The 26,161-nt window shown below is 69.1% G+C and carries 22 protein-coding genes; 6 read left to right on the forward strand and 16 right to left on the reverse strand.

Features of this window, described 5'->3' with window-relative positions; all coding sequences use genetic code 11:
• Positions 1–47: 47 nt before the first annotated feature.
• The 4 genes from NJ4_RS11910 to NJ4_RS11925 form a co-directional block, all read right to left on the reverse strand.
• Positions 48–347: a ribosomal protein L7/L12 gene (locus NJ4_RS11910; RefSeq protein WP_067434960.1), complete on the reverse strand. Its 300-nt coding sequence runs from the start codon at positions 345–347 to the stop codon at positions 48–50.
• A gap of 155 nt (positions 348–502) precedes the next feature.
• The gene (locus tag NJ4_RS11915; protein ID WP_067434963.1) at positions 503–1,099 is read right to left on the reverse strand and encodes a class I SAM-dependent methyltransferase; all 597 of its coding nucleotides are present in this window, start codon (positions 1,097–1,099) and stop codon (positions 503–505) included.
• 10 nt (positions 1,100–1,109) lie between these two features.
• Entirely contained in the window at positions 1,110–1,784 is a 675-nt protein-coding gene (locus NJ4_RS11920) for a response regulator (RefSeq protein WP_067434966.1), read from the reverse strand.
• Complete coding sequence (locus tag NJ4_RS11925) at positions 1,781–2,893, reverse strand: sensor histidine kinase (RefSeq protein ID WP_067434969.1); 1,113 nt, start codon at positions 2,891–2,893, stop codon at positions 1,781–1,783. The genes NJ4_RS11920 and NJ4_RS11925 overlap by 4 nt, the downstream gene beginning before the upstream one ends.
• Positions 2,894–3,025: 132 nt before the next feature.
• On the opposite strand from NJ4_RS11925, the gene NJ4_RS11930 reads away from it, so the two are divergent.
• On the forward strand, positions 3,026–3,931 hold the full coding sequence (locus NJ4_RS11930) for an ABC transporter ATP-binding protein (protein WP_067434972.1): 906 nt from the start codon (positions 3,026–3,028) through the stop codon (positions 3,929–3,931).
• Positions 3,928–4,797 carry an ABC transporter permease subunit gene (locus tag NJ4_RS11935; protein ID WP_067434978.1) on the forward strand — a complete coding sequence of 290 codons (870 nt, stop codon included), beginning with the start codon at positions 3,928–3,930 and terminating at the stop codon, positions 4,795–4,797. The genes NJ4_RS11930 and NJ4_RS11935 overlap by 4 nt, the downstream gene beginning before the upstream one ends.
• An 83-nt stretch (positions 4,798–4,880) precedes the next feature.
• Here the strand turns inward: NJ4_RS11935 and NJ4_RS11940 are convergent, their stop codons facing one another.
• Complete coding sequence (locus NJ4_RS11940; RefSeq protein ID WP_157551107.1) at positions 4,881–5,372, reverse strand: GNAT family N-acetyltransferase; 492 nt, start codon at positions 5,370–5,372, stop codon at positions 4,881–4,883.
• Complete coding sequence (locus NJ4_RS26940) at positions 5,353–5,484, reverse strand: hypothetical protein (RefSeq protein ID WP_281178309.1); 132 nt, start codon at positions 5,482–5,484, stop codon at positions 5,353–5,355. Before NJ4_RS26940 ends, NJ4_RS11940 begins: the two co-directional genes overlap by 20 nt.
• Before the next feature lie 105 nt (positions 5,485–5,589).
• Between NJ4_RS26940 and serC the strand changes: the two genes are divergently transcribed.
• Positions 5,590–6,708: a phosphoserine transaminase gene (gene serC / locus NJ4_RS11950; RefSeq protein ID WP_067434984.1), complete on the forward strand. Its 1,119-nt coding sequence runs from the start codon at positions 5,590–5,592 to the stop codon at positions 6,706–6,708.
• Between the two features lie 4 nt (positions 6,709–6,712).
• Here serC and NJ4_RS11955 read toward each other — a convergent pair whose 3' ends face one another.
• From NJ4_RS11955 to NJ4_RS26945, 7 genes are all read right to left on the reverse strand, one after another.
• Positions 6,713–7,210, reverse strand: a complete 498-nt coding sequence (locus NJ4_RS11955; RefSeq protein ID WP_067434987.1) for an O-acetyl-ADP-ribose deacetylase — start codon at positions 7,208–7,210, stop codon at positions 6,713–6,715.
• Between the two features lie 45 nt (positions 7,211–7,255).
• Positions 7,256–8,272: a hypothetical protein gene (locus tag NJ4_RS11960; protein WP_067434990.1), complete on the reverse strand. Its 1,017-nt coding sequence runs from the start codon at positions 8,270–8,272 to the stop codon at positions 7,256–7,258.
• Positions 8,272–9,495 carry a class I SAM-dependent methyltransferase gene (locus NJ4_RS11965; RefSeq protein WP_067434993.1) on the reverse strand — a complete coding sequence of 408 codons (1,224 nt, stop codon included), beginning with the start codon at positions 9,493–9,495 and terminating at the stop codon, positions 8,272–8,274. The genes NJ4_RS11960 and NJ4_RS11965 overlap by 1 nt, the downstream gene beginning before the upstream one ends.
• 96 nt (positions 9,496–9,591) lie before the next feature.
• On the reverse strand, positions 9,592–12,366 hold the full coding sequence (locus NJ4_RS11970) for an FAD-binding and (Fe-S)-binding domain-containing protein (RefSeq protein WP_067434997.1): 2,775 nt from the start codon (positions 12,364–12,366) through the stop codon (positions 9,592–9,594).
• 12 nt (positions 12,367–12,378) lie between these two features.
• Entirely contained in the window at positions 12,379–12,867 is a 489-nt protein-coding gene (locus tag NJ4_RS11975) for a DUF1648 domain-containing protein (protein WP_067435001.1), read from the reverse strand.
• Entirely contained in the window at positions 12,864–14,129 is a 1,266-nt protein-coding gene (locus NJ4_RS11980; protein ID WP_067435004.1) for a hydroxyacid-oxoacid transhydrogenase, read from the reverse strand. Before NJ4_RS11980 ends, NJ4_RS11975 begins: the two co-directional genes overlap by 4 nt.
• Positions 14,129–15,019, reverse strand: a complete 891-nt coding sequence (locus NJ4_RS26945) for an NUDIX domain-containing protein (protein ID WP_067435007.1) — start codon at positions 15,017–15,019, stop codon at positions 14,129–14,131. The genes NJ4_RS11980 and NJ4_RS26945 overlap by 1 nt, the downstream gene beginning before the upstream one ends.
• 67 nt (positions 15,020–15,086) lie before the next feature.
• Here NJ4_RS26945 and NJ4_RS25675 point away from each other — a divergent pair, with 67 nt between their 5' ends.
• Positions 15,087–16,160: an acyltransferase family protein gene (locus tag NJ4_RS25675; protein ID WP_067435010.1), complete on the forward strand. Its 1,074-nt coding sequence runs from the start codon at positions 15,087–15,089 to the stop codon at positions 16,158–16,160.
• The gene (locus NJ4_RS11995) at positions 16,072–17,073 is read left to right on the forward strand and encodes an acyltransferase family protein (RefSeq protein WP_169799251.1); all 1,002 of its coding nucleotides are present in this window, start codon (positions 16,072–16,074) and stop codon (positions 17,071–17,073) included. The genes NJ4_RS25675 and NJ4_RS11995 overlap by 89 nt, the downstream gene beginning before the upstream one ends.
• Before the next feature lie 105 nt (positions 17,074–17,178).
• Here NJ4_RS11995 and NJ4_RS12000 read toward each other — a convergent pair whose 3' ends face one another.
• Positions 17,179–17,970: a lysophospholipid acyltransferase family protein gene (locus NJ4_RS12000; protein ID WP_082748491.1), complete on the reverse strand. Its 792-nt coding sequence runs from the start codon at positions 17,968–17,970 to the stop codon at positions 17,179–17,181.
• A gap of 50 nt (positions 17,971–18,020) precedes the next feature.
• On the opposite strand from NJ4_RS12000, the gene NJ4_RS12005 reads away from it, so the two are divergent.
• Entirely contained in the window at positions 18,021–18,557 is a 537-nt protein-coding gene (locus tag NJ4_RS12005) for a hypothetical protein (RefSeq protein ID WP_067435021.1), read from the forward strand.
• A gap of 67 nt (positions 18,558–18,624) precedes the next feature.
• Here NJ4_RS12005 and NJ4_RS12010 read toward each other — a convergent pair whose 3' ends face one another.
• Both NJ4_RS12010 and rpoB read right to left on the reverse strand, forming a co-directional pair.
• Positions 18,625–22,449: a DNA-directed RNA polymerase subunit beta' gene (locus tag NJ4_RS12010; protein ID WP_067435024.1), complete on the reverse strand. Its 3,825-nt coding sequence runs from the start codon at positions 22,447–22,449 to the stop codon at positions 18,625–18,627.
• 90 nt (positions 22,450–22,539) lie between these two features.
• Positions 22,540–26,088, reverse strand: coding sequence for a DNA-directed RNA polymerase subunit beta (gene rpoB, locus NJ4_RS12015; protein ID WP_067435027.1), 3,549 nt, complete (start codon positions 26,086–26,088; stop codon positions 22,540–22,542).
• Between the last annotated feature and the right edge of the window lie 73 nt (positions 26,089–26,161).

Below are 26,161 nucleotides of genomic sequence, written 5' to 3' on the forward strand. Positions count from 1 at the left end.
ACGTTCGGACCCTCGCAAGGGTCCGAACGTCAGGGACTATCGCAATTTCAGAGGGCTTCGACGGCGTCCTTGGCTTCCTTCAGGCCGAGGCCGGTCTCCTCGCGGTGCACCTTGATCGCCTGGATCTTCTTGCCCTCGATCGCGAGCTGCCGGACACGAGCCGAGATCGGTGCCCCCGTGGCATGCGGCGCGGAGGCCGTTGACGCCGCCGGGACGATGATCTGGCTGATCTGGTGCTCGGAGATGCCCTGGTGGCGGGCGAGCAGCTCGACCAGTGCCTCGAGTCGGCCGATGCGGGCGCGCAGCGCCTCGACGTCACGGGCGGATGCGGCATTGAAGATTCCCATGCCAGGCAGGCTAACCGCCGTCACGGGTCGTGGTGTGCCGTCGGACAGGCAAGTGGCGGCGATCGTGCTCGTGGGCACGCTCAGCAAGGCGCGCGGGCCCGAAGGTTACCTGTCCTGCGGTCCGCTCGCCCGCGGCCGGACGGGCCATGCGTCTCTCAGCGGGTGCTGACCAGCAGGTAACGCTCGTCGGTGGTCTCCTTGCCCCACAGCACGGGGTCGGTCAGTGGGGTGACCTTCGCCTGCATGCGGTGCACGCGCACGGCCTGCGACGCCTCGCTGGCGTGCAGCCCCGCGCCGGTGGACCAGAAGCCCTCGACCAGCACGAGGATGCCGCCGGGAGACAGCAGGTCGCACCACCGTGCCACCGTCTCGACCGGGTCCTTCATCGCCCAGAGCACGTGTCGACTCAGCACCACGTCGTAGGTCCGGCGCGGCAACGTCGGCGCGCTCGCGTCACCGATCTCGAAGGACGCCGCCACGCCGTGCTCGGCTGCCTTGGCCCGTGCCCGGTTCACCATCTCGGGCGCGAAGTCGATGCCGTCGACCTGGTGCCCGTTCTCGGCCAGGAGCACTGCCAGCGAACCGGTGCCACAGCCGAGGTCCGCGACCCGTGACGGCGCTTCGGGCAGTACGCCGTCCAGCAGCTGGCGCCACGCGTCGCGCGTGGCCGGGTCCTGCAGGCCGTGATCGGCTTCGTCGTCGAAGGTGTCGGCCTGGGCATCCCAGAGGGCTGGGGTCTGTCCCGAGCTCATGGGCGCGAACCTACCGGCCGGGCGGGGATGCGGGCGGCTCGAGGCCCGACTGGATCGCGAAGACGACGAGCTGGGCCCGATCGCGGGCTCGGAGCTTCACCATCGCCCGCGAGACGTGGGTGCGCACCGTGTCGGGGCTGACCACGAGCTCCTCGGCAATCTCCTGGTTGGAACGGCCGGTGGCCACCCACGCCACCATCTCGCGCTCCCGTTCGGTGAGCTGGCCGAGCTCGGGGTGCGGCGTACGACGGGGCGAGGATCCGGCCCCGAAGTGCTCGATCACCCGCCGGGTCACGGACGGAGCCAGCAACGACCCGCCCTCGGCGACCACCCGGATCGCGTCGAGCAGGGCAGTCGGATCGGCGTCCTTGAGCAGGAAGCCGGAGGCACCGAGCCGCAGCGCCTCGAAGACGTACTCGTCGAGCTCGAAGGTGGTCAGCATGACCACGCGTACGTCGGCCAGCTCGGTGTCCTGGCCCACGGCCCGCAGGAGCTCGAGCCCGTCCATGACCGGCATCCGGATGTCGCAGAGCACCACGTCGGGTCGTTCCCGGCGGATCAGCATCAGGCCGCCGCGACCGTCCGCGGCCTCACCGACCAGCTCGAGGTCGGGCTCGCTGCCGACCAGGGTCCGCAGCCCGACTCGCACCAGGGCCTGGTCATCGACCAACGCGACGCGGATCATCGCACCAGAGGCAGCGACGAACGCACGGCAAACCCGCCGTCGGCGGCCGGACCGGACTCGAAGGTCCCGCCCAGGGCACCGACCCGCTCTCTCATGCCCCGGAGACCCATGCCCTCATCGTGCACCACTCCCCCGATCCCGTCATCGACGACCGAGAGGGTGAGCGTGTCGCCGCGCCGGTCCAGGGCGACGACCACGTGCGCAGCATCCGCGTGGCGCAGCACGTTGGTCAACGACTCCTGCACGATCGCGTAGACGCCCGCATCGACGTCCGGGGGCAGGTCGCCCGCGTTGCCGTCGACCCGGACCTCCGGGCCGGCGGCACGCACCCGCTCGATCAGCACCGGTAGATCGGCCAGACCCCGACGCGGGGCGCGTTGGGCGACCTCGCCGGTCATCTGCGACAGCTCGCTGCGCAACGCGTCGAGGGACTCCCGGCTGGTGTCGCGGATCGCCTCCAGGGCCTCGCGGACGGCGGCGGGGTCCTTCTCCAGCACGTGCAGCGCGACCCCGGCCTGCATCGCGATCACGGCCAGCCCGTGACCGACCCCGTCGTGCAGGTCCTGGGCCATCCGCAGCTGCTCCTCCGTGGCGGCGCGGCGTCTGTCGATGGCCAGCGCCTCGCTCTTTGCCCGCACCGTCGTGGCGATCGCCGCGGCCGCCGAGACCAACGCGCCCACGCCCATGGCCTGCCACACGCCGACGGTCAGCTCGTCCCACCGCAGACCGCGAGTCAGCAGGCCCGCCCAGACCAGCACCGCCGAGACGAGCAGCAGCGGCCACCAGGCGCGGAACGAGCGGCGCGTGGCGACCAGGAACGCGGCCACCACGATGGTGAAGAAGATCGGCCCGTTGTGGCCGCCGATCGCGAAGTATCCGCCGACCAGGGCACCGTTGGCGACGACGGCCAGCGGCCACCGGTCGACGGCGAACAGCACCGCAGCCGACAGCACGGCGAGTACGACGGCCGCGATGCCACCAGCCAGCTCCGAGCCGGTGTGGAAGTCGCCACGCTCGCCGAAGTTCACCGCACCGGACCCTCCGGTGACGATCACCAGGACAGGAACCAGCCACCACCGGCGCGTGAGCAGGGACAACGTCGAGTTCATGCCCCCGACGCTAGGGCAGTCGACCGCGTTCGTCGTACGACCCGCGGCGGCGGCTGCGTACGCAGGTTTGCGTAGCCACGGGCCGCACCTGGTCGGACGCCGTGCGGGGCGATCCGCGGAAACCTGAGTGCCATGAACGAATCAGTGGTGGAGACACACGGGTTGACCAAGAGGTACGGCGACCGACTGGCCGTCGACCGCGTCGACATGACCGTGAAGACTGGCGAGGTCTACGGCTTCCTCGGGCCCAACGGCGCGGGCAAGACGACGACCTTGCGCATGATGCTCGGCCTGATCCGGCCCACCGCCGGCTCGGCCAGTGTCCTGGGGCAGCCCGCCGGCCGCCCCGACGTGACCGCGCGCATCGGCGCCTTGATCGAGGGCCCGGGCTTCTACCCCTACCTGTCGGGCCTCGACAACCTGCGGGTGATGGCGCGCTACCGAGGGCTGCCGAAGTCGACGGCCGCAGCGGCGCTGGCCCGGGTCGACCTGGCCGATCGTGGGTCCGACAAGTTCAAGTCCTACTCACTCGGCATGAAGCAACGACTCGGCGTGGCGTCCGCCCTGATGGGCGACCCCGAGCTGATCGTCCTCGATGAGCCCACCAACGGGCTCGACCCTGCCGGTATGGCCGACATGCGGTCGCTGATCGTCGAGTTGGCCCGGGGTGGTCAGACCGTGCTGCTCTCGAGCCACCTGCTGGACGAGGTGCAGGAGATCTGCGACCGGGTCGGCGTGATCAACAAGGGCCGACTGCTCCGGGAGTCGACCGTCGCCGACCTGCGAGGTGGCGCCTCGCTCGTCGTGCGCGGGTTCCCCGTCGACGCGACGCTGGCGGTGGCGATGGAGGTTGCCGGCGAGGACGCCGTTCACCTCGATGGCGAGGACGTGCTGCTCGACGTCTCACCCGGCCAGGCCCCGGACCTCACCCGGGCACTCGTGGCCCGCGGGGTCGACGTACACCAGATCGGGTCCACGGAACGGACCCTCGAGTCGGTCTTCTTCGAGATGACGACCGAGAAGGAGGCAGTGTCATGACTGCACTGACCACGAACGGCATCTTGTCCAGCACCCGCGCCGAGCTGCTGCGGCTGCGCAAGTGGCCCGCGGTGTGGGTCACCATCGGCGCCTGGCTGGCGCTGAGCCTGATGTTCGGCTACCTGTTCAACTACCTGTCCTACACGAGTGGGGACAGCAGCTTCAGCACCGAAGGCACGACCAAGGCGGCCCTGCTCGCCGAGATGATGCCGGCCAACGTGCCGGACGTCTTCGTGCAGGGCATGCCGATGTTCGGCGGGGCGTTGATGATGGTGCTCGGCGCGATCGTGGCCGGCAACGGCTACGGCTGGGGCACCTGGAAGACAGTCTTCACCCAGGGACCCTCACGCACGTCGGTGCTCGCCGGCTCGCTGGTCTCGGTGACCGTGGCCGTGCTCGGCGTGATGGTCACGTCCCTGGTCGTCGACTTCGGCTGCTCGCTGGTGATCGCAGGCACCGAGGGACAGTCGATCGTGTGGCCCTCTCTCGGCGCCATGGTCGAGTCCTTCGGCGCCGGGTTCCTCGTCCTCGAGATGTGGGCGCTGGCCGGCTTCGTGCTCGGCACCGTGGCTCGCGGACCGGCGCTCTCGGTCGGGCTCGGCCTGGTCTGGGCCCTGGTCATCGAGAACCTGCTGCGTGGTGTGGGGCAGCTGCTCTCTCCCGTGGAGGCGTTCACCGAGATCCTGCCCGGCACCGCGGCCGGCTCACTGATCGGCTCGATCGTGGGTGTCGAACGCGGAGGCGACGGCACGCCGGGAGTGCTCGACGTGCTCTCCGGCACCCAGGCGACGTGGACCGTGGCGGTCTACGTGGTGGTGCTGCCGCTGGTTGCGCTGTGGCTGGTCCGCCGACGCGACGTCGTCTGACGATCCGCTCCCCGCTACCGAACAGTCAGCAGGTTCTGTCACCAGAAATCTTGCTGACTGTTCGGTAGCGCGAGGGTGAATCGTCAGACCTGTTTGGCGAAACAGCGAGAGAGCGGCTCGTCCCGGTAGTAGCCGAACCCGTCGACAGGCGTGTAGCCCGAGGTCTCGTACAACGCGATGGCCTCGGGCTGCCTGGTGCCGGTCTCGAGGATCAGCACCTCGGCCCCGGCCTCGGCGGCGGTCGACTCCAGGTGCGCAAGCATCGCCCGCGCCACTCCGCGGTGACGTGCCCGCGGCACGACGTACATGCGCTTGATCTCGGCCGTGGTGCGTGACCCGAGGGCGAGTACGTCGTCCCGCCTGCGCCAGGCCCCCGAGGCGACCGGCTCGTCGTCGAGGTAGGCCACGAAGAAGCTGCCGGTCGGCGGGTCGAACATCGCCGGGTCCAGCGGAGTGTCGTCGCGGCTGCCGTAGCGCTCGACGTACTCGAGCTGGACGTCCTCGATCAGCCGCAGTGCGTGCCGGTGGCCGAAGCCGACCCGCTCGATGCGCGGCTCAGCAGATGCGGTTGCCACAGGAGACACAGAATGTCGCGTCGGCGTGGTTGCGCACCCCGCACTTGATGCAGAGCTGGCCGGACTCGTCCCCCGAGGCCGCCTGCTGCGCGAAACCCGGGTTCGCTGTCATCGGCTGGACTCCATTCGTCAGTGGCTTGAGCCGGATGACACAATAGGGCTTCGCTGACAGCGTGGTCAGGAAGCTCACCCTGAACGAAGATGAGGTTGTCCGATCGTGACCGACATCCAGATCCCCGCTGACCTGCTCCCCGCCGACGGCCGCTTCGGCGCCGGGCCCTCCAAGATCCAGACCTCGCACCTCGACGCGCTGGCCGCCACCGGCGACAAGCTGCTCGGCACGTCGCACCGCCAGGCCCCGGTGAAGAACACCGTGGGCCGCGTGCGTGAAGGCCTCGCCGCGCTCTTCGAGCTGCCCGCGGGCTACGAGATCGTGCTCGGCAACGGTGGCGCCACCGCCTTCTGGGACATCGCCACCTTCGGCCTGATCCGCGAGAAGAGCCAGCACCTCACGTTCGGCGAGTTCTCCTCCAAGTTCGCCAAGGCGGCCAAGCAGGCGCCGTGGTTGGCCGACCCGTCGGTGATCGAGGCCCCCACCGGCTCGCGACCCGACGCGGTCGCCGAAGAGGGCGTCGACGTCTACGCGTGGGCGCACAACGAGACCTCGACCGCCGTGATGGCTCCCGTCGTGCGCCCGGCCGGCGCGGCCGACGACGCCCTGGTGCTGGTCGACGCGACCTCCGGCGCCGGTGGCCTGCCGGTCGACCTCAATGAGGTCGACGCCTACTACTTCGCTCCGCAGAAGTGCTTCGCCTCCGACGGTGGCCTGTGGATCTCGATCATGTCGCCGGCGGCCCTCGAGCGGGCCGCGTCGATCGCGGCCAGCGGTCGGCACATCCCGGCGTTCTTCGACCTGCCCACCGCGATCGACAACTCCGCGAAGAACCAGACCTACAACACGCCTTCGGTCGCCACGCTGTTCCTGATGGCCGAGCAGCTCGACTGGATGAACGCCAACGGCGGCCTCAAGGGCATGGTCGAGCGCACCACGGCCTCGTCCGACGCGCTCTACGGCTGGGCGGAGAAGACGGCCTACACCACGCCGTACGTCGAGAACCCCGACCACCGCTCGCTGGTGATCGGCACCATCGACTTCGACGACGCGATCGACGCGGCGGCCATCGCCAAGACACTGCGCGCCAACGGCGTCGTCGACACCGAGCCCTACCGCAAGCTGGGCCGCAACCAGCTGCGCATCGCGATGTACCCGGCGGTCGACCCGTCCGACGTCGAGAAGCTCACCGGCTGCATCGACCACGTCGTCGGCCAGCTCTGACCACTCACTGGGCGAGGGCGGCTGCGATCTGGTCGTAGGTCGACCGGTCGAACGCCACCATCCGGGCCTCCTCGACGTTCGTCGGGGTGGCCCGGAGCGTTTCCAGGGCCGCGGCGATCGCGTCCTCGCGCGGCCAGCCGTAGACCCCGGCACTGACCAACGGGAAGGCGAGGCTGGCCGCACCGAGCTCGTCGGCGACGCGTAGGGCGCTGGCGTAGCACGAGGTGAGCAGGCTCCGATCGCGCTGACCGGCGGTGAAGTTCGGCCCGACCACGTGGATCACCCAGCGCGCGGGCAACGCACCGGCGATCGTCCACCCCGCTTCTCCGGTGGCCATCCCGTCGGGGAATCGGCGCACGCAGTCCTCGAGGATCACCGGCCCCCCGGCCCGGTGGATGGCCCCGTCGACGCCGCCCCCGCCGCGCAGGTGGCGGTTGGCGGCGTTCACGATCGCGTCGACCTGCTGGGTGGTGATGTCGCCCTGGGCGACGGTGATCTCCATGGGACCAGTGTGCCCCCGTCCCGCCGATCAGGTGCGCGGTCCGGGTCAGCGGGGCCGGAGCGCGCGCAGGAGTACGACGACCGCGCCCAGACCGAACATCCCGCCGATGATCCAGGGCCACGGGTCGGGATCGGAGTCCTCTTCGGACGACTGGTCGGACGACTGGTCGGGCGAGTGGCCATCGGTGACCCGGTCGGAGCCGGGACCTGCCGAGGCATCCTCCTCCGGCTCCTTCGAGGCATCACCCTCCGCCGTCGCGTCCCCGTCGAGCGCCTGCTGGAGCCCGGCCGGAAGCCTGATCCGCAGCACTGGGGCGTGCACGCCCTCCGAGCTGAGGTAGATGCGTCCGTCCGGGCCGATCGCGAGCCCCTCCCCCTGTTGTTGCGAGGGCAGGTCGAAATCGCCCAGAGACGTCATCGCCGCGGTGTCGTAGAGGTAGGCGGTGTCGTAGTTGCGCAGCAGGAAGTGCTTGCCGTCGGGGAAGAACGCGCCGTCGGTGATCAGCCCCCGGGTCTCGCCGACCGGCTTGAAGACGTTGCCGCCCTGGTCGAGGGTGGCCGGGCCGCGGAGCACCTGACCACCGAGAACACCCTTGGTCACCGTGTAGAGCCGCCCGGTGACCGGGTGCACCATGAGGGTCTCGGCGTCCTGCGGTCCGCCCTGCCAGGACACCGGATAGCGCTCGGTCGCGGAGCCGTCGAAGGGCACCCGCACCACGACCAGGTCATGCCTGGCGTGCCGGTTGTCGCCGATGTCGGCCACCCAGACCGCGCGTTCGCCCCGTGCCGCGGGCGCGATCGCCTCGACGTCCCTGGCCCCACCGGGATAGGCCACCTGCGAGGTCGTCGAACAGTCGTCACGGTCGACGAGGAACACGCGAGCCGTGTCACCGGAGTCGTTCACGGTCAGCATCGTGTCGTCGCGCACGACCAGCCCGCTGGACTCGTTGATCGCCGGGTCCGTGAACGCGCAGACGGCCTGCTCGACCGGCCCGGGGTCGGCGACCGCGGCACCGACGGCGAAGGGCGTCGCGATGGCCACGGCCACCAACGCCTTCAGCATCAGACCTCCACCAGGTCGGCCAGTTTCGGCCGCACGCCCCACATCTCGGTGAGGTCGTCGTACTCCTTGCGGACGCTGCCGCCCTTGACCCGACCGCCGGCCCGCACGGCGCGCAGCAGCGTGTTGCGCGGCGTGTGCTGGCTCTCGACGAACTCCACGACGTCGACCCTGTAGCCCAGCACCCGCAGGATCGAGGCGCGCAGCGCGTCAGTGAGGGTGTCCGCGAACCGCTCGCGGAGGATGCCGTGGCGGGTCAGCATCGAGTACGGCGCCGGCGTGGGGTTCTTGCGCAGCTGGGCCGAGATGTCGTGGTGGCAGCAGGGCGCGGCCAGGACGAGCGCGGCCTCCCACTCCACGGCGCGGGCCAAGGCCTCGTCGGTGGCGGTGTCACACGCGTGGAGGGCCAGGGCCACGTCGGGCGCGCGGTCCCGGGTGGCGCTCGCGATGGAGCCGACCACGAACTCGGTCTCGCTGGCGATGCCCAGCCCCGCGGCCACCTCGGTGTTGTGCCGCGCCGACTGCTCCTTCACGTCGACCCCGGTCAGGTGCACCGGTAGGCCACGGACGTGGCTGAGGAAGCGGTGCGCCGCGAAGGTCAGGTAGGCGTTGCCGCAGCCCAGGTCGACGATTCGCAAGGGGTCGTCGGCAGTTGCCGTGCGCAGCGCCCCCTTGGCCACGGCGTCGGTGATCGAGGCGTCGAGCAGGCGCAGGAACTCCTCGACCTGGCGGTACTTCGCCTGCCGGGTCGGCTTGATCCGGCCCTGGGCGTCGGAGATGCCGAGCGCCACCAGCACCGGGTCGTCCTCGGGCAGGAGCCGCTGCTTGGCCTTGTCGTGCTCGCGTTCGACCTCCACCTCGTCCTCACGGGCACTCGTGTGCACCATCGCCTCGAGCTTCTTCGTCACCCGGATCTGGTGCTGCTCGGTCGTGGTCTCGACGTGCCAGTTGGCGAACGGTTGGTCGAGCAGGTCGTCGACGGCGTCACGTGCGTCGGTCTGGTCGGGCCCGACGGCATGGTTCGAGGTGTGGGCCTGGGTGTCGTCGTACGCCGTGATCTGGAGGCGCCGGCCGGCCTTGAGGTCGACATAGCGCAGCTCCACACGCTTCCACCTCGTCTGCTGGCCGCGCTGCCGCCCCGAGGCGACGGCCCGCACGAGCACGGTGTCGTCGAGGATGATTCCGCGCATCCGGGCCAGGGCGCGCAGCAGGGGTTCGGCTGCCATCACTTCACCAGCGCGGCGACGACCACGACGAGCAGGAGCCCCACCAGTGCCACGGGGATGACCAGACGGCGGTAGCGGGGATTCATGGACCCGATCCTACGTGCGAGGCCCGGCGAGCAGCTCGGCCAGGTGCACGGCGCGTACGCCGGCCAGGTCGTCGAGCTGCACCTGGCAGGACATGCCGTCGGCCAGGACGACGGCACCGGGCCCAGCGGCACGAACGGCGGGCAGCAGCGCCTGCTCCGCCACGGCGACCGAGACCTCGTAGTGCCCCTTCTCGACCCCGAAGTTGCCGGCCAGGCCACAGCACCCCCCGACGCGGGTGAGGGTGACACCCGCCCGCCGGAGCAGGGCCTCGTCGGCCTCCCAGCCGAGCACGGAGGCGTGGTGGCAGTGCGGCTGCGCGACCACCTCCACGCCGGTCAGGTCGGGTGGCGTCCAGTCGATCGAGCCGAGGAACTCGGCCAGGGTCTGCACTCCCGAGGCCACCGCGGCTGTGCGCTCCCCCGGGACCAGCTCGGTCGCGTCACTGCGCAACGAGGCCAGGCACGACGGCTCGAGCCCGATCACCGGAACCCCCGACGCGACATACGGGTGCAGGGTCTCGACCGCGCGACCGACGATCGTGCGGGCGGCGTCGAGCTGCCCGGTGGTGATCCAGGTCAGGCCGCAGCAGGCGGACTCGTCGATCACCCGCACCCGCAGCCCGGCAGCCTCGAGGAGCCGGATCGCCGCGAGACCGGAGGCCGGGGTGAAGTGGTCGGTGAACGTGTCGGCCCAGACCCACACGTCGGGAGTGCCGTCGTCAGCAGTGCTGTGCATGCTTCGCCGCAGGGTCCGGGGCGCGAACGCCGGAAGGCTGCGGCGCTGGTCGATGCCGGCCGCTGCGCGCGCCAGCTTCGCCAGCGGCTCGATCCGCAGCGACGCGTTGAGCGCCGGCGCCAGGCGCGAGACCAGTCTCGCCCACCGTGGCAGCCGCCCCAGGGTGTAGTGGCTGCGCGGTCGCCGGCGGCCCCGGAACTGCTGGTGCAGCACCTCGGACTTGTACGTCGCCATGTCGACGCCGGTGGGGCAGTCGCGGGCACATCCCTTGCAGGACAGGCAGAAGTCGAGCGCCTCGGTCACTGCGGGATCGTTCAGCCCGTGGACGAGTTCCCCGTCGAGAGCCTCCTGCAGCACCCGCGCCCGCCCCCGGGTGGAGTCCTTCTCGTCGCGAGTTGCGGTGTAGGACGGACACATCACTCCACCCGACCCGGTGTTGTCAGCCAGGCACTTGCCCACGCCCGTGCAGCGGTGGACCGCTCGCCCGAGGGAGCCGTCGTCGTGCGCCAGGGCCAACAATGGCCGCAGCGCAGCGACCGGGCGAGCCGGCCTCAGATCCGCGTCGAGGGGTGCCGGGTCGACCAGCACGCCGGGGTTGAGCAGGTTGTCGGGGTCACAGATGCGCTTGACCTCCGCGAAGAGCTCGAGCGCGCGTTCGTCGTACATCATCGGCAGGAGTTCGGAGCGGGCCCGCCCGTCGCCGTGCTCCCCGCTCAACGAACCACCGTAGGCCCGCAGCGCCCGGGCGGAGTCGGTCAGGAACGAGCGAAAGCGTGATCCCCCGTCGTCGAACGGGAAGTCGATGCGCACGTGCACGCACCCGTCCCCGAAGTGGCCGTAGGGCACGCCGTCGAGCCCGTGGGTGCGCAGCAGCTCGTCGAAGTCACGCAGCCAGGCGCCGAGGTGCTCGGGTGGCACGGCCGCGTCCTCCCAGCCCGAGTACGCCGGCCGGCTCAGGCTGCGGGCGGCCAACCCGGCACCGTCCTCACGGATCCGCCACAACGCGGCCCGTTCGCCGGCCGCGTCGATGACCCGGTGGCCGAGGGCGCCGGAGGCACCGATCACCAACCCGGCAAGGGATTGCGCCTCATCTGGCGAAGCCGCACCGATCTCGACGAACAACCACCCGGCGCCTCGGGGAAGCTCGGGCACCGGCTTCCCGGCGGCCCTGACCACGTCGACGATCCGGGCATCCAGGCCTTCGCAGGCGACCAGTGCGTGGCCACCCGCAGCGAGGATCGGGGGTACGACGTCCGCGGCCTCGACCATCGAGGCGAAACCGAGCACCACCAGTGTCGTCGCGACCGGTTCGGTGACCAGCTCCACGGTCGCCGACCGGACCAGTGCGAGGGTGCCCTCACTGCCGACCAGGAAGCGATCGAGACGACGTCCGCGCTCGGGCAGCAGGTGCTCGAGGGAGTAGCCGCTCACCTGGCGCCCGAACCGGCCGAACTCCGTGCGCACCACAGCCAACGACTCGTCCACCAGTCCGGCCAGCGCCGAGCCGACGGAGGAGTGGTCCGAGGTCGAGACGGTCTCCCCGGTGCCGAAGACCACGTCGAGACCGGTCACGTTGTCCGACGTGCGTCCGAAGCCCAGGGCCCTGGAGCCGCACGCGTTGTTGCCCAGCATGCCGCCGACCGTGCAGCGGGTGTGGGTCGAGGGATCGGGGCCGTAGCGCAGGCCGTGCGGAGTGATCGCGCGTTGGAGCTGGGCGTGCACGACGCCGGGCTGCACGAGCGCGGTGCGCGCCTCGGGGTCGACGGCGAGGATCCGGTTCAGGTGCTTCGAGGTGTCCACGACGATGCCGGGCCCCACGGCGTTGCCCGCGATGGAGGTGCCGGCGCCGCGCATGGTGACCGAGGTGCCGTTCGCGCGGGCCACGGACAGGATCGCCTCGAGCTCGTCCGGGTGCCGGGGTCGTACGACGACCGCGGGCACCACGCGGTAGAGCGAGGCGTCGGAGGAGTGGAGCGCGCGGTCCAGGGCGGAGGCGGAGACGTCGGTGACTCCCTGCCGGCGCAGGTCCGCGAGGACCGCATCGTTCATGCCGTCACCGTCTCAGCGCCTCGGCGGTCGGTAGCGCCAGGTGGACATGAGGACCACCTGCCCGGCCACGGCCACCAGGAACGCCAGGATCGCGGCCACCCCGAAGGCACCCATCGAGGGCTGAGGGTCGTCGGCCACCCGGATCGTGATCGCCAGGACCACGGTGAGCAGGGTCATCGTGCAGCCCCCGACCCATGCCAGGTCCTGGGCCAGCATCGCGCGCAGCCGGTCCTGGTTCTCGGGCTGCATCCACCACGACCGGTGCGGCACGTTGACATGGTGCAGCGAGCCCCGCCGGAAGAACAGGATGCAGCCGCCGAGCAGCCCACCCAGCACGAGGCCGACGCCGGTCATGCTGAGCACGGCCACGCCACGGCTCTGGAAGCGGTCGGCGGTGCCGCTGGCGTCGAAGTGCACCGGGACCCGGTCGGGATAGAGCAGCGCCGCGGCCACGATGGTGGCGAAGTAGGCGAGCACCGACAGGCGGAAGAACCAGATCACCAGTGCTCCATGGAGTCGGCGAAGATGTGCGCCAGGTCCTCGGCCCTCACCTCGCACGGAGCGGTGGCCAGCAGCCGCTGTTGCTTGAGGGAGCCCTCGACGAGATCGCTGACGTCGCGGTCGTCGTACCCCACCTCGGCGAGGCCGCTGGGCAACCCGATGTCGCGCATCAATGTGGTGAGCACGTCGGGCAGCAGGTCGGGCGAGTCGACTGCGGCCGACGACGGATCAAGCAGTCGGGCCGCTGCCAGATGCCGCTCGGGAGCGGCCGAGAAGGTGAACCGGAACGCCTCCGGCGCGGTCAGGGAGACGGCCATGCCATGCGGCACCATCGCCTCCTCCTGCGGGTAGCCAGCGGGCCGGTAGTCACGCACCCGTCCTGCGATCGGGTAGGCGTTGGCGTGCGGGATGTGCACGCCGGCGTTGCCGAACCCCATGCCGGCGAACGTCGCGGCCAGGGCCATCTGCTCCCGCGCCGGGGCGTCGCTTCCCTCCCGCACGGCGGTCCGGAACGCGCCTGCCAACAACGACAGCGCCTTCTCCGACCACATGTCCGCGATCGGGTTCGCCCCGCAGTAGGGAACCCGTTCGGCGGCCCGCTTCGCCGGGAACTCGGCGTACCAGCGGGCGGTGTAGCTCTCGAGCGCGTGGCAGAGGATGTCCATGCCGGCCGCGGCGGTGACCATCGCGGGCTGCGACATCGACAGCTCGGGGTCGACGACGGCCTGGGTGGGCCGCAGCCGCGGGTGGCTGATGCCGGTCTTCACCTTCAACGACAACACGTCGAGCACGCAGATCGTGGTGCTCTCGCTGCCGGTGCCGGTGGTGGTCGGCACCGCGATCAACGGCTTGAGCGGGTGCTCGGGATCGAGTGCCCGTCCGACGGGGGCGTTGATGTAGTCCATCAGCTCGCCCTCGTTCGTGCCCAGCAGGTTCACCGCCTTGGCGGTGTCGATCGCCGAGCCACCGCCGACGGCCACATAGGCGTCGAACGGTCCCTCGGACCGGCCGAACTCGACCGCGCCGGCCAGGCTCTCGTCGGTGGGCTCGACGTGGGCGTCCTCGAAGACGACGACCTCGATGCCGGCGGCCGCGATCTGCTCGGCGATCCGGGTCGGGTGGCCGGTGGCGGCGACTCCGGGGTCGGTGATCAACAGCACCCGACGGGCGTCGTACTGCCCCAGGTCGTGACCGATCTCGGCCGAGGCCCCGGCACCGAACTTGAGACCGGGCGCAGCATAGGTGAAGACCGTCTCGTTCATCATGACCTGCCTGACGTCGGAAGGGACAGGGAGTGACGCACCAGGTCGAGCACGGGCACCACGCCGGACTCGACGTCCGCGACCGGGACCCAGGCGACGTCGTCGGTGGTGCCGTCGACCTCGACCACCCGCGGTGTCGCGCCGTCGTCCACGTGGGCGCCGAAGATCAGGTGGACCCCGTGGAAGTCCTCGTGCCGACCGCTCGGCGCGGTGCCGGCGAACTGGACGTCGTGCACGTCGAGCAGCTCGCCGGGGGTGCACTCGATGCCGCATTCCTCACGCACCTCGCGGACCAGGGCGGCCGCCGGTCGTTCACCGTGGTCGATCCCCCCGCCGGGCAGGGTCCAGTGCCCGGTGTGGAAGGCCCGTTCCGAGAGACGGGTCAGCAAGATGGTGTCGGCACGTCGGATGACGGCGTACGCCGCGATCCGCTGCAGCTGGAAGGGCCGGTGGTCGGCCAGGGCCTCGTGCACCAGGGAGGTCACCGAGATGGTGCCGCTGCGTACGTCGGCCAGCGGCACCCAGGCCGCCTCCACGGTGGAGCCGTTGACCTCGACCACGTGTGGTTCCGGGGCGTCGGTCGGAACCCAGCCCTCGAAGACGATGCGCAGTGCGTGGTAGTCGGCCGGCCGCTCGCCGTGGGTGGCCTTCGGGTTGTGCAGGGAGTAGACCCGGGCGTCCTCGGAGACGCCTGCCTCGAGGCCGGTCTCCTCCTGGATCTCGCGTACGACGGCCGTGCGCGGATCCTCGCCGTGATCGAGCCCGCCACCGGGGAGCGTCCAGAGCGGGGTCTTCGAGATGCGCGGCGCCAGCCGCGAGAGGAGGATGCGGTCACCCCGCAGGATCACGGCATATGCCGCGACCCGTTGCCGTTTCGGAAGTCGACCCATGTGACCCGACTGTAGTCCTGTGGCGACTCGACTTGCGTCATGGTCTCGCTTGTATACCGTGGACCGAATGGCTCGCGACCCCTGGCTCGACAACGTCAAGTTCACCTTGGTGACCCTCGTGGTGATCGGGCACTCGATGGGCCTCCTCGGAGCCACCGCCCTCGACCTGCAGGTCTACGACTTCATCTACTTCTGGCACATCCCGGCCTTCGTGCTGCTCAGCGGCCATCTGTCGAAGAGCTTCGTCTGGGACCGCCGCCACCTGTCGTCCCTGGTCACCACGATCGCCCTGCCCTACCTGATGTTCGAGCCGGCGCTCTACTACTTCCGCCGCCACATCGACCAGCCCGAGGACGGACCGTTGTGGCTCGAGCCGCACTGGGCGATGTGGTATCTCTGCGTGCTGTTCTTCTGGCGCCTGGCCACCCCGGTGCTCAAGAAGCACTGGGTCGCCGTCCCGATCGCGGTGGCGGTCTCGCTGCTCGGCGGGCTGACCGACGAGCTGATCTTCTGCCTGCCCCGCATCCTGGGCCTGCTGCCGTTCTTCGTGCTCGGGCTGCACCTCAGGCGTGAGCACCTCACCCGACTCACCCGCTGGTGGGTCAAGCCGTTCGCGATCGTCGCGCTGGTCTGGATCTTCCGGTTCAGTGCCGACACCGACGAGTGGGCGCGCTCGGCGTTCCTCTACTACGACCAGGGCTACTCGATGCTGGGCTTCTCCGACGGTGACGCGATGGTGATCCGCGCCAAGGTGCTGGCGATCGGCCTGCTCGGCACGGCCAGTGTGCTGGCCCTGATCCCGCGCCGGGCGTCAGTGGTCAGCACCATGGGCTCGGCCACCCTGGTCGTCTACCTGTTCCACGGCTTCTTCGTGCGGTACGCCGACTACCGCGGCTGGCTCGACCCCTACCTGGAGAGCCAGTGGTTGTCGATCGGCCTGGTTCTGGGTGGCGCGATCGCACTGTCGTGCTTCCTGGCCGCACCGCCGGTGGCCCGGGTGCTGACCTGGTGCGTCGACCCGATCGGTTCGGTGCGTCGTCTACGGTATGGCGGTGGCACGCGACCCCTGGCTCGACAACGTGAAGATGACGCTGGTGACGGTCGTGGTGATCGGCCACATGCTGGTGCTGGTTCCCGGTGAGGGACGCAACAGCCAGATCTACGACTTCATCTACTCCTGGCACATTCCCGCGTTCGTCCTGGTCACCGGCTACCTCTCCCGCAGCTTCGTCTGGACCCGACCGAAGCTCTGGGCGCTGTTCTGCACGATCGTGGTGCCCTACGTCATCTTCGAGTGGGCCATGCTCGCCTTCCGTGGCCACTACGGCGACACCGACCCGGGCTCGGGTCCGATGTGGCTCGATCCGCACTGGCCGATGTGGTACCTCACGGCCACGTTCCTGTGGCGGATGGCGACCCCGATCCTGGTCAAGCACTGGTCGGCGCTCCCGCTCAGCGTCGTCGCCAGCCTGCTGATCGGCACCCAGAGCGCGGAGTGGACCACCTGGCTCGATCTGCAGCGCACGATCGGCTTCCTGCCCTTCTTCGTGCTCGGACTGCACCTGACGCCGCGCGAGGTCGGACTGCTCAAGCACCGGTTCTCACCGGTCGTCGGAGTCACGGTTCTGGTCGGTATCTTCGTGGTGGCCGGCCACACCGACGAGTGGATCGCCACGAAGTGGCTGTGGTACTCGATCCCGTTCGACTCCTTCGGGGTCGACACGGTCGATGGCATGTGGAACCGCTTCCGGGTGCTGCTGCTGGGTGCCGCCGGTTCGCTGGCCGTGCTCTCGGTCATCCCCCGCCGGCGTACGTGGTTCACCGACATGGGTGCGGCCACCCTGGTGGTCTACCTGTTCCACGGCTTCTTCGTACGCCGCCTGGAGTTCGCCGGCTACCCCGACTGGGCCAACGAGCAGGGGACCTGGACGATCTGGCCCACCATGGCGCTCGCGGTTCTCGTCGCCGTGGTGCTGGCCGCCCCGCCGGTGGCACGCAGGCTCACCTGGGCGGTCGACCCGATCGGCTCCGTCCAACGTGCCCGCTCCCGCTGACCCGTCGCCAGTTCGGGCTGACCCGTCGCCAGTTCGGGCTGACCCGTCGCCAGTTCGTCGAACTCACGACGGGTCGATCCGAATTCACGACGGGTCGATCCGAACTCACGACGGGTCGAGGGGTCCCCACGTGGGGCGTACGGCACTGCGCGGCACCGCGTCCAGACCTGCTGCCTCAGCCCGGTCGGGAGCATGTCCACCGAGGTGCGCGGGATACCACGGGGCGTACTCCCCCGGCCGCGGCCGATGGTGCGGCAGCTGCTGCAGCTCCTCGAGCAGGGCTGTCAGCCTGACGCCGAGCCCGCGTGTCCATCCGGTGAGGTCCTCCCCCGGTGCGACTGTCATGGGCGCGCCGAACGAGACGTCGACCCGGCGTCCGCGTGTCCAGTCGGGCGGCGGCTCACGTCCCCCGACCGGCCGGCCGACCGAATAGATCCGCTGGCCTCCCCACAGCGCCACCGGCACCACCGGCACCCCGGTCTCCCGGGCCAGGGACGCGACGCCGCGCATCAGCGCTCGCACCGTGTAGGAGTAGGAGATGCCCGCCTCCGGGAACGCACACACGGCCTCGCCGGCGCGCAGCAGTGAGCGCGCCCGCAGATAGGCGCCCGCCGGGGCCGCCCGGTCGACCGGCACGTGCTGCATGCGCTCCATGAACCACGCCGCCCATGGCCTGTCCCAGACGTCGTGCCGGGTCATGAACCGGATGTGGGGCCGGCGCTCGACGGCGCCACGCTGCACGAACACGAAGTCGGGGTAGGACACGTGCGTGCAGGCCAGCAGCACCGGTCCCGTCGTCGGCACGTGAGCCGTCCCGCGGGTCTCCACCCGTACGTCGAGGGCACGCAACACGCCACGACCCAGCAGGTTGACCGCGGTGTGGATGCGGTCGCCCATGGCAGCGAAGCCTGCCACATCGAGGGCCTGCCCTGCGCCAGACTGTCTCCATGACCACTCCTGCCGCCTCCCCGGCACCCATCGCCTCGCTGCGGATCCTCACCGGCGCCCTCGTCGCCTCCCCGATCTGGATCGGGGTGGCGATCTGGTTCGTGCTGACCGACGATCCGTTCGGCTCCCCGGAGACCTGGGCACTGGCCGTCGTCGTCGCCGTCGGGGTGGCGGCCACCGGCCTGATCCTCGGCGTCGGTTTCCGAGCCCCCGCGCCGAGCGTCAGCACGGGCCCGGACGAAGCCGCGGCGGGTGCTCTGGAGGCGTTCCGCGCCGGAACCATGCTGCGCTTCGCGCTCGCTGAGACACCGATCCTGGCTGGCTTGGCGCTCGCGTTCGTGACCGTCGAGGGAGGCTTCCTGCTCTATCTGATCGGCGCCGCCATCGGACTGGCGCTGATGCTCACCCAGGTCTGGCCCGGCGACGGGGTCATCGCCCGTGCCCAGCGCGTGATGGAACGCGACGGCGCGCAGGTCCCCCTCCGCGAGGCGCTGTACGGCGAGCCGTCGGCCGGCGGTACGACGTACCGGAGCTGATCGGCACAGAAATGCCACGAGGGCCCCAGCCGGAATCGGCTGGGGCCCTCGTGCTGACCACGTCGAATCAGTTCTGGTAGGAACCGAAGTCGAAGTCGTCCAGGGCGACGGCCTGGCCGCCGGTGCCCCCGAACTCGTAGTCGTAGTTGTCGTAACCGGAGACCGAGTACGCCGCGGCGCGGGCCTCCTCGGTCGGCTCCACCCGGATGTTGCGGTACCGCTCGAGGCCGGTACCCGCCGGGATCAGCTTTCCGATGATCACGTTCTCCTTGAGACCGCGCAGCGAGTCGCTGCGCCCGTTGATGGCCGCGTCGGTGAGGACTCGGGTGGTCTCCTGGAAGGAGGCCGCCGAGAGCCACGACTCGGTCGCCAGCGAGGCCTTGGTGATGCCCATCAGCTCGGGACGACCCGATGCCGGCTTGCCACCCTCGGAGAGAACACGGCGGTTCTCCTCCTCGAAGCGGACCCGGTCGACCAGGTCGGACGGCAGCAGGTTGGTCTCACCGGACTCGAGCACCGTGACCCGGCGCAGCATCTGCCGCACGATGATCTCGATGTGCTTGTCGTGGATCGACACACCCTGGCTGCGGTACACGCGCTGCACCTCGTCGACCAGGTGCTGCTGGGCGCGGCGGACACCGAGGATGCGCAGGACCTCCTTCGGGTCCTCCGTTCCCTGGGTGAACTTGTCGCCGACCTCGACGTGGTCACCGTCGCTGACCAGCAGGCGCGAACGCCGGCTGACCGGGTACTCGATGACCTCGGACCCGTCGTCGGGGGTGACCACGATCTTGCGAGCCTTGTCGCCGTCCTCGATGACCACGCGACCGGCGACCTCGGAGATCGGAGCCAGACCCTTGGGGGTGCGGGCCTCGAAGAGCTCCACGACGCGGGGAAGACCCTGCGTGATGTCGTCGGCCGAGGCCACACCACCGGTGTGGAAGGTACGCATGGTCAGCTGCGTGCCGGGCTCACCGATGGACTGGGCGGCGATGATGCCGACCGCCTCACCGATGTCGACCAGCTTGCCGGTGGCCAGCGAACGGCCGTAGCACTTGGCACAGGTGCCGGTGCGGGCGTCACAGGTCAGCACGGAGCGAACCTTGACCTCCACGATGCCGGCAGCGACCAGCTCCGCGATCTTCACGTCGCCGAGGTCTTCGCCGGCCGCGGCGAGAACCTCGCCGCTCTCCGGGTGGGTGACCTCGCCGGCCGAGGTGCGGGCGTAGGCCGCGGTCTCGGCGTTCTCGTGCTTGATCACCTTGCCGTCGGCGAGGACCTCGCCGATCACCTTCGGCAGACCACGCTCGGTGCCGCAGTCGTCCTCACGGATGATGACGTCCTGCGAGACGTCCACCAGACGACGGGTCAGGTAGCCCGAGTCGGCGGTACGGAGCGCGGTGTCGGCCAGACCCTTGCGGGCACCGTGGGTGGAGATGAAGTACTCCAGGACCGAGAGGCCCTCACGGAAGTTGGCCTTGATCGGCCGCGGGATGATGTCACCCTTCGGGTTGGCCACCAGACCACGCATGGCGGCAACCTGACGGATCTGCATCATGTTTCCGGACGCGCCCGAGTCGACCATCATGTAGATCGGGTTGGAGCGGTCGAAGTTCTTCTCCATCGCCTTGGCGACCTCGTTCGACGCCTGGGTCCAGATCTCGATGAGCTCCTGGCGACGCTCGTCGTCGGTGACCAGACCACGCTCGAACTGGGTCTGCACCTTCGCGGCCTGCGTCTCGTAGCCCTCGAGGATCTGGGCCTTGTCGGCAGGCGTGGTGACGTCGTCGATGGAGACCGTCACACCGGAGCGGGTGGCCCAGTGGAAACCGGTGTCCTTGAGGGCGTCCAGCGATGCCGCGACCTCGACCTTGGTGTAGCGCTCGGCCAGGTCGTTGACGATCACGCCGAGCTGCTTCTTGCCCACCTCGTAGTTCACGAAGGCGTAGTCGGCCGGAAGCGCGTCATTGAAGATCGAGCGACCCAGGGTCGTGGCGACCGACTCGCCCTCGAGACGCAGCGTGACCTTGCTCTGCAGGCTGATCTCGTTGCGGTCGAAGGCCATGATCGCCTCGGCCTGCGAGGAGAAGGCACGACCCTCGCCGGGCTCACCCTCGCGGTCCGTGGTCAGGAAGAACAGGCCGATGATCATGTCCTGGGTGGGCATGGTCACCGGACGGCCGTCCGACGGCTTGAGGATGTTGTTGGTCGAGAGCATCAGGATCCGCGCCTCGGCCTGGGCCTCGGCCGACAGCGGCAGGTGCACCGCCATCTGGTCACCGTCGAAGTCGGCGTTGAACGCCGAGCAGACGAGCGGGTGGATCTGGATGGCCTTGCCCTCGATCAGCTGGGGCTCGAAGGCCTGGATGCCGAGGCGGTGCAGCGTGGGTGCGCGGTTGAGCAGCACCGGGTGCTCGGTGATGACCTCTTCGAGGACGTCCCACACGACCGGGCGCGAACGCTCGACCATGCGCTTGGCGGACTTGATGTTCTGCGCGTGCGACAGGTCGACGAGGCGCTTCATCACGAACGGCTTGAAGAGCTCGAGCGCCATCTGCTTGGGCAGACCGCACTGGTGCAGCTTCAGCTGCGGACCCGACACGATGACCGAACGGCCCGAGTAGTCCACGCGCTTGCCGAGGAGGTTCTGACGGAAGCGACCCTGCTTGCCCTTGAGCATGTCGGAGAGCGACTTGAGCGGGCGGTTGCCCGGACCGGTCACCGGACGACCACGGCGGCCGTTGTCGAACAACGAGTCGACGGCCTCCTGGAGCATCCGCTTCTCGTTGTTGACGATGATCTCCGGGGCACCGAGGTCGAGCAGGCGCTTGAGCCGGTTGTTCCGGTTGATCACCCGACGGTAGAGGTCGTTCAGGTCGGAGGTGGCGAACCGGCCACCGTCGAGCTGGACCATCGGACGCAGGTCCGGCGGGATGACCGGAACGGCGTCGAGCACCATGCCGATCGGCTGGTTGCCGGTCTTGCGGAACGCGTCGACCACCTTGAGCCGCTTCAGGGCGCGGACCTTGCGCTGACCCTTGCCGGTGGCAATGGTCTCGCGCAGGTTCTCGACCTCCTGGGCGATGTCGAAGTCCTGGAGACGCTTCTGGATCGCCGTGGCGCCCATGTGGCCCTCGAAGTACTTGCCGAACCAGGTCTTCATCTCGCGGTAGAGCAGCTCGTCGCCCATGAGGTCCTGGACCTTCAGGGTCTTGAACGTGTTCCAGACCTCGTCGAGGCGGTCGATCTCGCGCTGCGCACGGTCGCGCAGCTGCTTCATCTCACGCTCGGCGCCGTCGCGGACCTTGCGGCGTGCGTCGGCCTTGGCACCCTCGGCCTCGAGGGTGGCGAGGTCTTCCTCGAGCTTCTTGGAGCGGTCGTTGATCGAGGTGTCGCGACGACCCTCGAGCCGGGTGCGCTCCAGGCCGACCTTGCCCTCGAGCGAGGACAGGTCCTTGTGACGCGCGTCCTCGTCGACGGAGGTGATCATGTAGGCCGCGAAGTAGATGACCTTCTCGAGGTCCTTCGGAGCCAGGTCGAGCAGGTAGCCCAAGCGCGAGGGAACGCCCTTGAAGTACCAGATGTGCGTGACGGGAGCGGCGAGCTCGATGTGGCCCATGCGCTCGCGGCGCACCTTGGAACGGGTGACCTCGACGCCACACCGCTCGCAGATGATGCCCTTGAAGCGGACTCGCTTGTACTTGCCGCAGTAGCACTCCCAGTCCCGGGTCGGGCCGAAGATCTTCTCGCAGAAGAGTCCGTCGCGCTCGGGCTTGAGGGTGCGGTAGTTGATGGTTTCCGGCTTCTTGACCTCACCGTGGCTCCACCCGCGGATCTCGTCCGCGGTGGCCAGGCCGATCTGAAGCTGGTCGAAGAAGTTAACGTCGAGCACCTTGGCTGCAACCCTTCAATTGTTTCGAAACTCAGTGGTGGTGGGGGCGGAGGCGGCGCCCGGTACGACGATGCGTACCGGGCGCGACGCTCACACCTCTTCGACGGAGCTGGGCTCGCGGCGGGACAGGTCGATGCCGAGCTCCTCGGCGGCGCGGAAGACGTCTTCCTCCGCGTCACGCAGCTCGATCGAGGAGCCGTCCTGGGAGAGGACCTCCACGTTCAAGCAGAGCGACTGCATCTCCTTGACGAGAACCTTGAACGACTCGGGGATGCCGGAGTCGGGGATGTTCTCGCCCTTCACGATCGCCTCGTAGACCTTGACGCGACCGGGCACGTCGTCGGACTTGATGGTCAGCAGCTCCTGCAGGGCGTAGGCGGCGCCGTACGCCTCCATGGCCCAGACCTCCATCTCACCGAAGCGCTGGCCACCGAACTGGGCCTTACCACCCAGCGGCTGCTGCGTGATCATGGAGTACGGCCCCGTGCTGCGCGCGTGGATCTTGTCGTCCACGAGGTGGTGCAGCTTGAGGATGTACATGTAGCCCACCGAGACCGGGTCCGGGAACGGCTCGCCGGAGCGGCCGTCGAACAGGTCGGCCTTGCCCTTCTCACCGATCATCCGCACACCGTCACGGGTCGGCAGGGTCGAGCCCAGCAGACCGGTGATCTCGTCCTCGCGCGCACCGTCGAAGACCGGGGTGGCCACCTTGGTGTTCGGGCCGGACTTCTCGGCGTGGATCTTGATCAGACGCTGCTTCCAGTCCGCGCTCTCGGGGTCCTCGTGCAGGTTGAGGTCCCACCCCTGCTTGGCGAGCCAGCCGAGGTGGAGCTCGAGGATCTGACCGATGTTCATCCGTCGCGGGACACCGAGCGGGTTCAGGATCACGTCGACCGGGGTGCCGTCCTCCATGAACGGCATGTCCTCGATCGGCAGGATCTTGGCGATGACGCCCTTGTTGCCGTGACGACCGGCGAGCTTGTCACCGACCGAGATCTTGCGCTTCTGGGCAACGTAGACACGGACCAGCTGGTTGACGCCCGGGGGCAGCTCGTCGCCGTCCTCGCGGTCGAAGACGCGCACGCCGATGACGGTTCCGGACTCACCGTGCGGGACCTTCATCGAGGTGTCGCGCACCTCGCGCGCCTTCTCACCGAAGATGGCGCGCAGCAGGCGCTCCTCCGGCGTCAGCTCGGTCTCGCCCTTGGGCGTGACCTTGCCGACCAGGATGTCACCGTTGGTGACCTCGGCGCCGATGCGGATGATGCCGCGCTCGTCGAGGTCGGCCAGCATCTCGTCGGAGACGTTCGGGATGTCCCGGGTGATCTCCTCCGGACCCAGCTTGGTGTCGCGGGCGTCGACCTCGTGCTCCTCGATGTGGATCGAGGTGAGGACGTCTTCCTGGACCAGGCGCTGGCTCAGGATGATGGCGTCCTCGTAGTTGTGGCCCTGCCACGGCATGAATGCCACGAGGAGGTTGGTGCCCAGCGCCATCTCGGCGTCGTCGGTGCACGGACCGTCGGCGATCGGCGAACCGGCGCGGCCGGTCAGCGGGTCCCGACCCTCGACCCGGTCACCCTCGGCAACCAGCGGGCGCTGGTTGATGCAGGTGCCCTGGTTGGAGCGGCGGAACTTGGCCAGGCGGTACGACGAGTAGGTGCCGTCGTCGTTCATGACCTCGATCAGGTCGGCCGAGACCTCCTTGACCACACCACCCTTGTCGGCGGTGACCACGTCGCCGGCGTCGACGGCGGCACGGAGTTCCATGCCGGTGCCGACGATGGGCGAGTCGCTCTTGATCAGCGGCACGGCCTGACGCTGCATGTTGGCGCCCATGAGCGCACGGTTGGCGTCGTCGTGCTCGAGGAACGGGATCAGGGCGGTCGCGACCGACACCATCTGGCGCGGCGAGACGTCCATGTAGTCGACCTCGCCGGCCAGGATCTCGGAGACCTCACCGTGACGCTGGCGGACCAGCACCCGCTCCTCGATGAACTTGTCGTTCGAGTCGAGCGGGGCGTTGGCCTGCGCGATGACGAACTTGTCCTCGTCGTCGGCAGTCAGGTAGTCGACCTTCTCGGTGACGACACCGTTCTCCACCTTGCGGTAGGGCGTCTCCACGAACCCGAACGGGTTGATCCGCCCGTAGGAGGCCAGCGACCCGATCAGACCGATGTTCGGGCCTTCCGGGGTCTCGATCGGGCACATGCGGCCGTAGTGCGAGGTGTGGACGTCACGGACCTCCATGCCGGCACGGTCGCGGGAGAGACCACCCGGGCCGAGCGCGGACAGGCGGCGCTTGTGGGTCAGACCGGCGATCGGGTTGGTCTGGTCCATGAACTGCGAGAGCTGGGAGGTTCCGAAGAACTCCTTCAACGCAGCGACCACGGGGCGGATGTTGATCAGGGACTGCGGCGTGATGGCCTCGACGTCCTGGGTCGTCATCCGCTCGCGGACCACGCGCTCCATGCGGGCCAGGCCCGTGCGGAGCTGGTTCTGGATCAGCTCGCCGACCGTGCGCATGCGACGGTTGCCGAAGTGGTCGATGTCGTCCGCACGGACTTCCATCGCCTTGCCGTCGGCGTCGAGGAGGACCTCGCCCTGACGGTTGGTCAGCTTGTCGTCGCCGTTGTGCAGGCGGACGATGTAGCGGATCGTCGCGACGACGTCGGAGATGGTCAGCGTCTGCTGGTCGAACGCCTCGTTCTGGGCCAGCTTCTTGTTGATCTTGTAGCGACCGACCTTGGCCAGGTCGTAGCGCTTGGGGTTGAAGTAGTAGTTCTTCAACAGCGTCAGCGCGGCCTCACGCGTGGGCGGTTCGCCCGGGCGCAGCTTGCGGTAGATGTCGAGCAGCGCGTCGTCGGGGCCCTGCGTGTTGTCCTTCTCCTCGGTCAACACGATGGACTCGTAGGAGCGCAGCTCGGTCATCACGGCGTCGTAGTCGAACTCCTCGCCGATGTCCTCGGCGACCGCGACCAGGGCCTTGAGCAGCACGGTGACGTTCTGCTTGCGCTTGCGGTCGAGGCGTACGCCGACCAGGTCGCGCTTGTCGACCTCGAACTCGAGCCAGGCGCCGCGCGAGGGGATCACCTTGGAGGTGAAGATGTCCTTGTCGGACGTCTTGTCCGCGGCACGCTCGAAGTAGACGCCGGGCGAGCGGACCAGTTGCGAGACGACCACGCGCTCGGTGCCGTTGATGACGAAGGTGCCCTTGTCGGTCATCAGCGGGAACTCGCCCATGAAGACCGTCTGGCCCTTGATCTCACCGGTGTCGTTGTTGGTGAACTCCGCCGAGACGTAGAGCGGAGCGGAGTAGGTGAAGTCCTTCTCCTTGCACTCGTCGACGGTGTACTTCGGGTCGACGAACTCGGGGTTCTCGAACGAAAGCGACATCGTCTCGGAGAAGTCCTCGATCGGCGAGATCTCTTCGAAGATCTCGGTCAGACCGGACTTGGTGGAGACGTCCTCTCCGGCATCGATGCGGGCCTGGACGACCTGCTGCCACTTCTCGTTGCCGACCAGCCAGTCGAAGCTGTCGGTCTGGAGAGAGAGGAGTTGCGGGACCTCGAGAGGTTCGCTGATCTTTGCGAAGGAGATGCGACGGTGGTTGTTGCTTGCTGCGTTGCTGCGCGCGGCCAAGAGTGTGTCCTTCTACAGGTTCGCTCTGGTGGAGTGACGCCGACCCACCACAAACCAAGCCACCGGACAGGCA

This window comes from Nocardioides jensenii JCM 1364 = NBRC 14755 (assembly GCF_001552535.1).
Classification (GTDB): Bacteria; Actinomycetota; Actinomycetes; order Propionibacteriales; family Nocardioidaceae; genus Nocardioides; species Nocardioides jensenii.

What these genes read in the sequence shown, in the direction of transcription:
- NJ4_RS11910 (WP_067434960.1), bottom strand. Translation starts at nt 347, where the DNA reads ATGGGAATCTTCAATGCCGCATCCGCCCGTGACGTCGAGGCGCTGCGC.
- NJ4_RS11915 (WP_067434963.1), bottom strand. Translation starts at nt 1,099, where the DNA reads ATGAGCTCGGGACAGACCCCAGCCCTCTGGGATGCCCAGGCCGACACC.
- NJ4_RS11920 (WP_067434966.1), bottom strand. Translation starts at nt 1,784, where the DNA reads ATGATCCGCGTCGCGTTGGTCGATGACCAGGCCCTGGTGCGAGTCGGG.
- NJ4_RS11925 (WP_067434969.1), bottom strand. Translation starts at nt 2,893, where the DNA reads ATGAACTCGACGTTGTCCCTGCTCACGCGCCGGTGGTGGCTGGTTCCT.
- NJ4_RS11930 (WP_067434972.1), top strand. Translation starts at nt 3,026, where the DNA reads ATGAACGAATCAGTGGTGGAGACACACGGGTTGACCAAGAGGTACGGC.
- NJ4_RS11935 (WP_067434978.1), top strand. Translation starts at nt 3,928, where the DNA reads ATGACTGCACTGACCACGAACGGCATCTTGTCCAGCACCCGCGCCGAG.
- NJ4_RS26940 (WP_281178309.1), bottom strand. Translation starts at nt 5,484, where the DNA reads ATGACAGCGAACCCGGGTTTCGCGCAGCAGGCGGCCTCGGGGGACGAG.
- NJ4_RS11955 (WP_067434987.1), bottom strand. Translation starts at nt 7,210, where the DNA reads ATGGAGATCACCGTCGCCCAGGGCGACATCACCACCCAGCAGGTCGAC.
- NJ4_RS11960 (WP_067434990.1), bottom strand. Translation starts at nt 8,272, where the DNA reads ATGCTGAAGGCGTTGGTGGCCGTGGCCATCGCGACGCCCTTCGCCGTC.
- NJ4_RS11965 (WP_067434993.1), bottom strand. Translation starts at nt 9,495, where the DNA reads ATGGCAGCCGAACCCCTGCTGCGCGCCCTGGCCCGGATGCGCGGAATC.
- NJ4_RS11970 (WP_067434997.1), bottom strand. Translation starts at nt 12,366, where the DNA reads ATGAACGATGCGGTCCTCGCGGACCTGCGCCGGCAGGGAGTCACCGAC.
- NJ4_RS11980 (WP_067435004.1), bottom strand. Translation starts at nt 14,129, where the DNA reads ATGAACGAGACGGTCTTCACCTATGCTGCGCCCGGTCTCAAGTTCGGT.
- NJ4_RS26945 (WP_067435007.1), bottom strand. Translation starts at nt 15,019, where the DNA reads ATGGGTCGACTTCCGAAACGGCAACGGGTCGCGGCATATGCCGTGATC.
- NJ4_RS25675 (WP_067435010.1), top strand. Translation starts at nt 15,087, where the DNA reads ATGGCTCGCGACCCCTGGCTCGACAACGTCAAGTTCACCTTGGTGACC.
- NJ4_RS12000 (WP_082748491.1), bottom strand. Translation starts at nt 17,970, where the DNA reads ATGGGCGACCGCATCCACACCGCGGTCAACCTGCTGGGTCGTGGCGTG.
- NJ4_RS12005 (WP_067435021.1), top strand. Translation starts at nt 18,021, where the DNA reads ATGACCACTCCTGCCGCCTCCCCGGCACCCATCGCCTCGCTGCGGATC.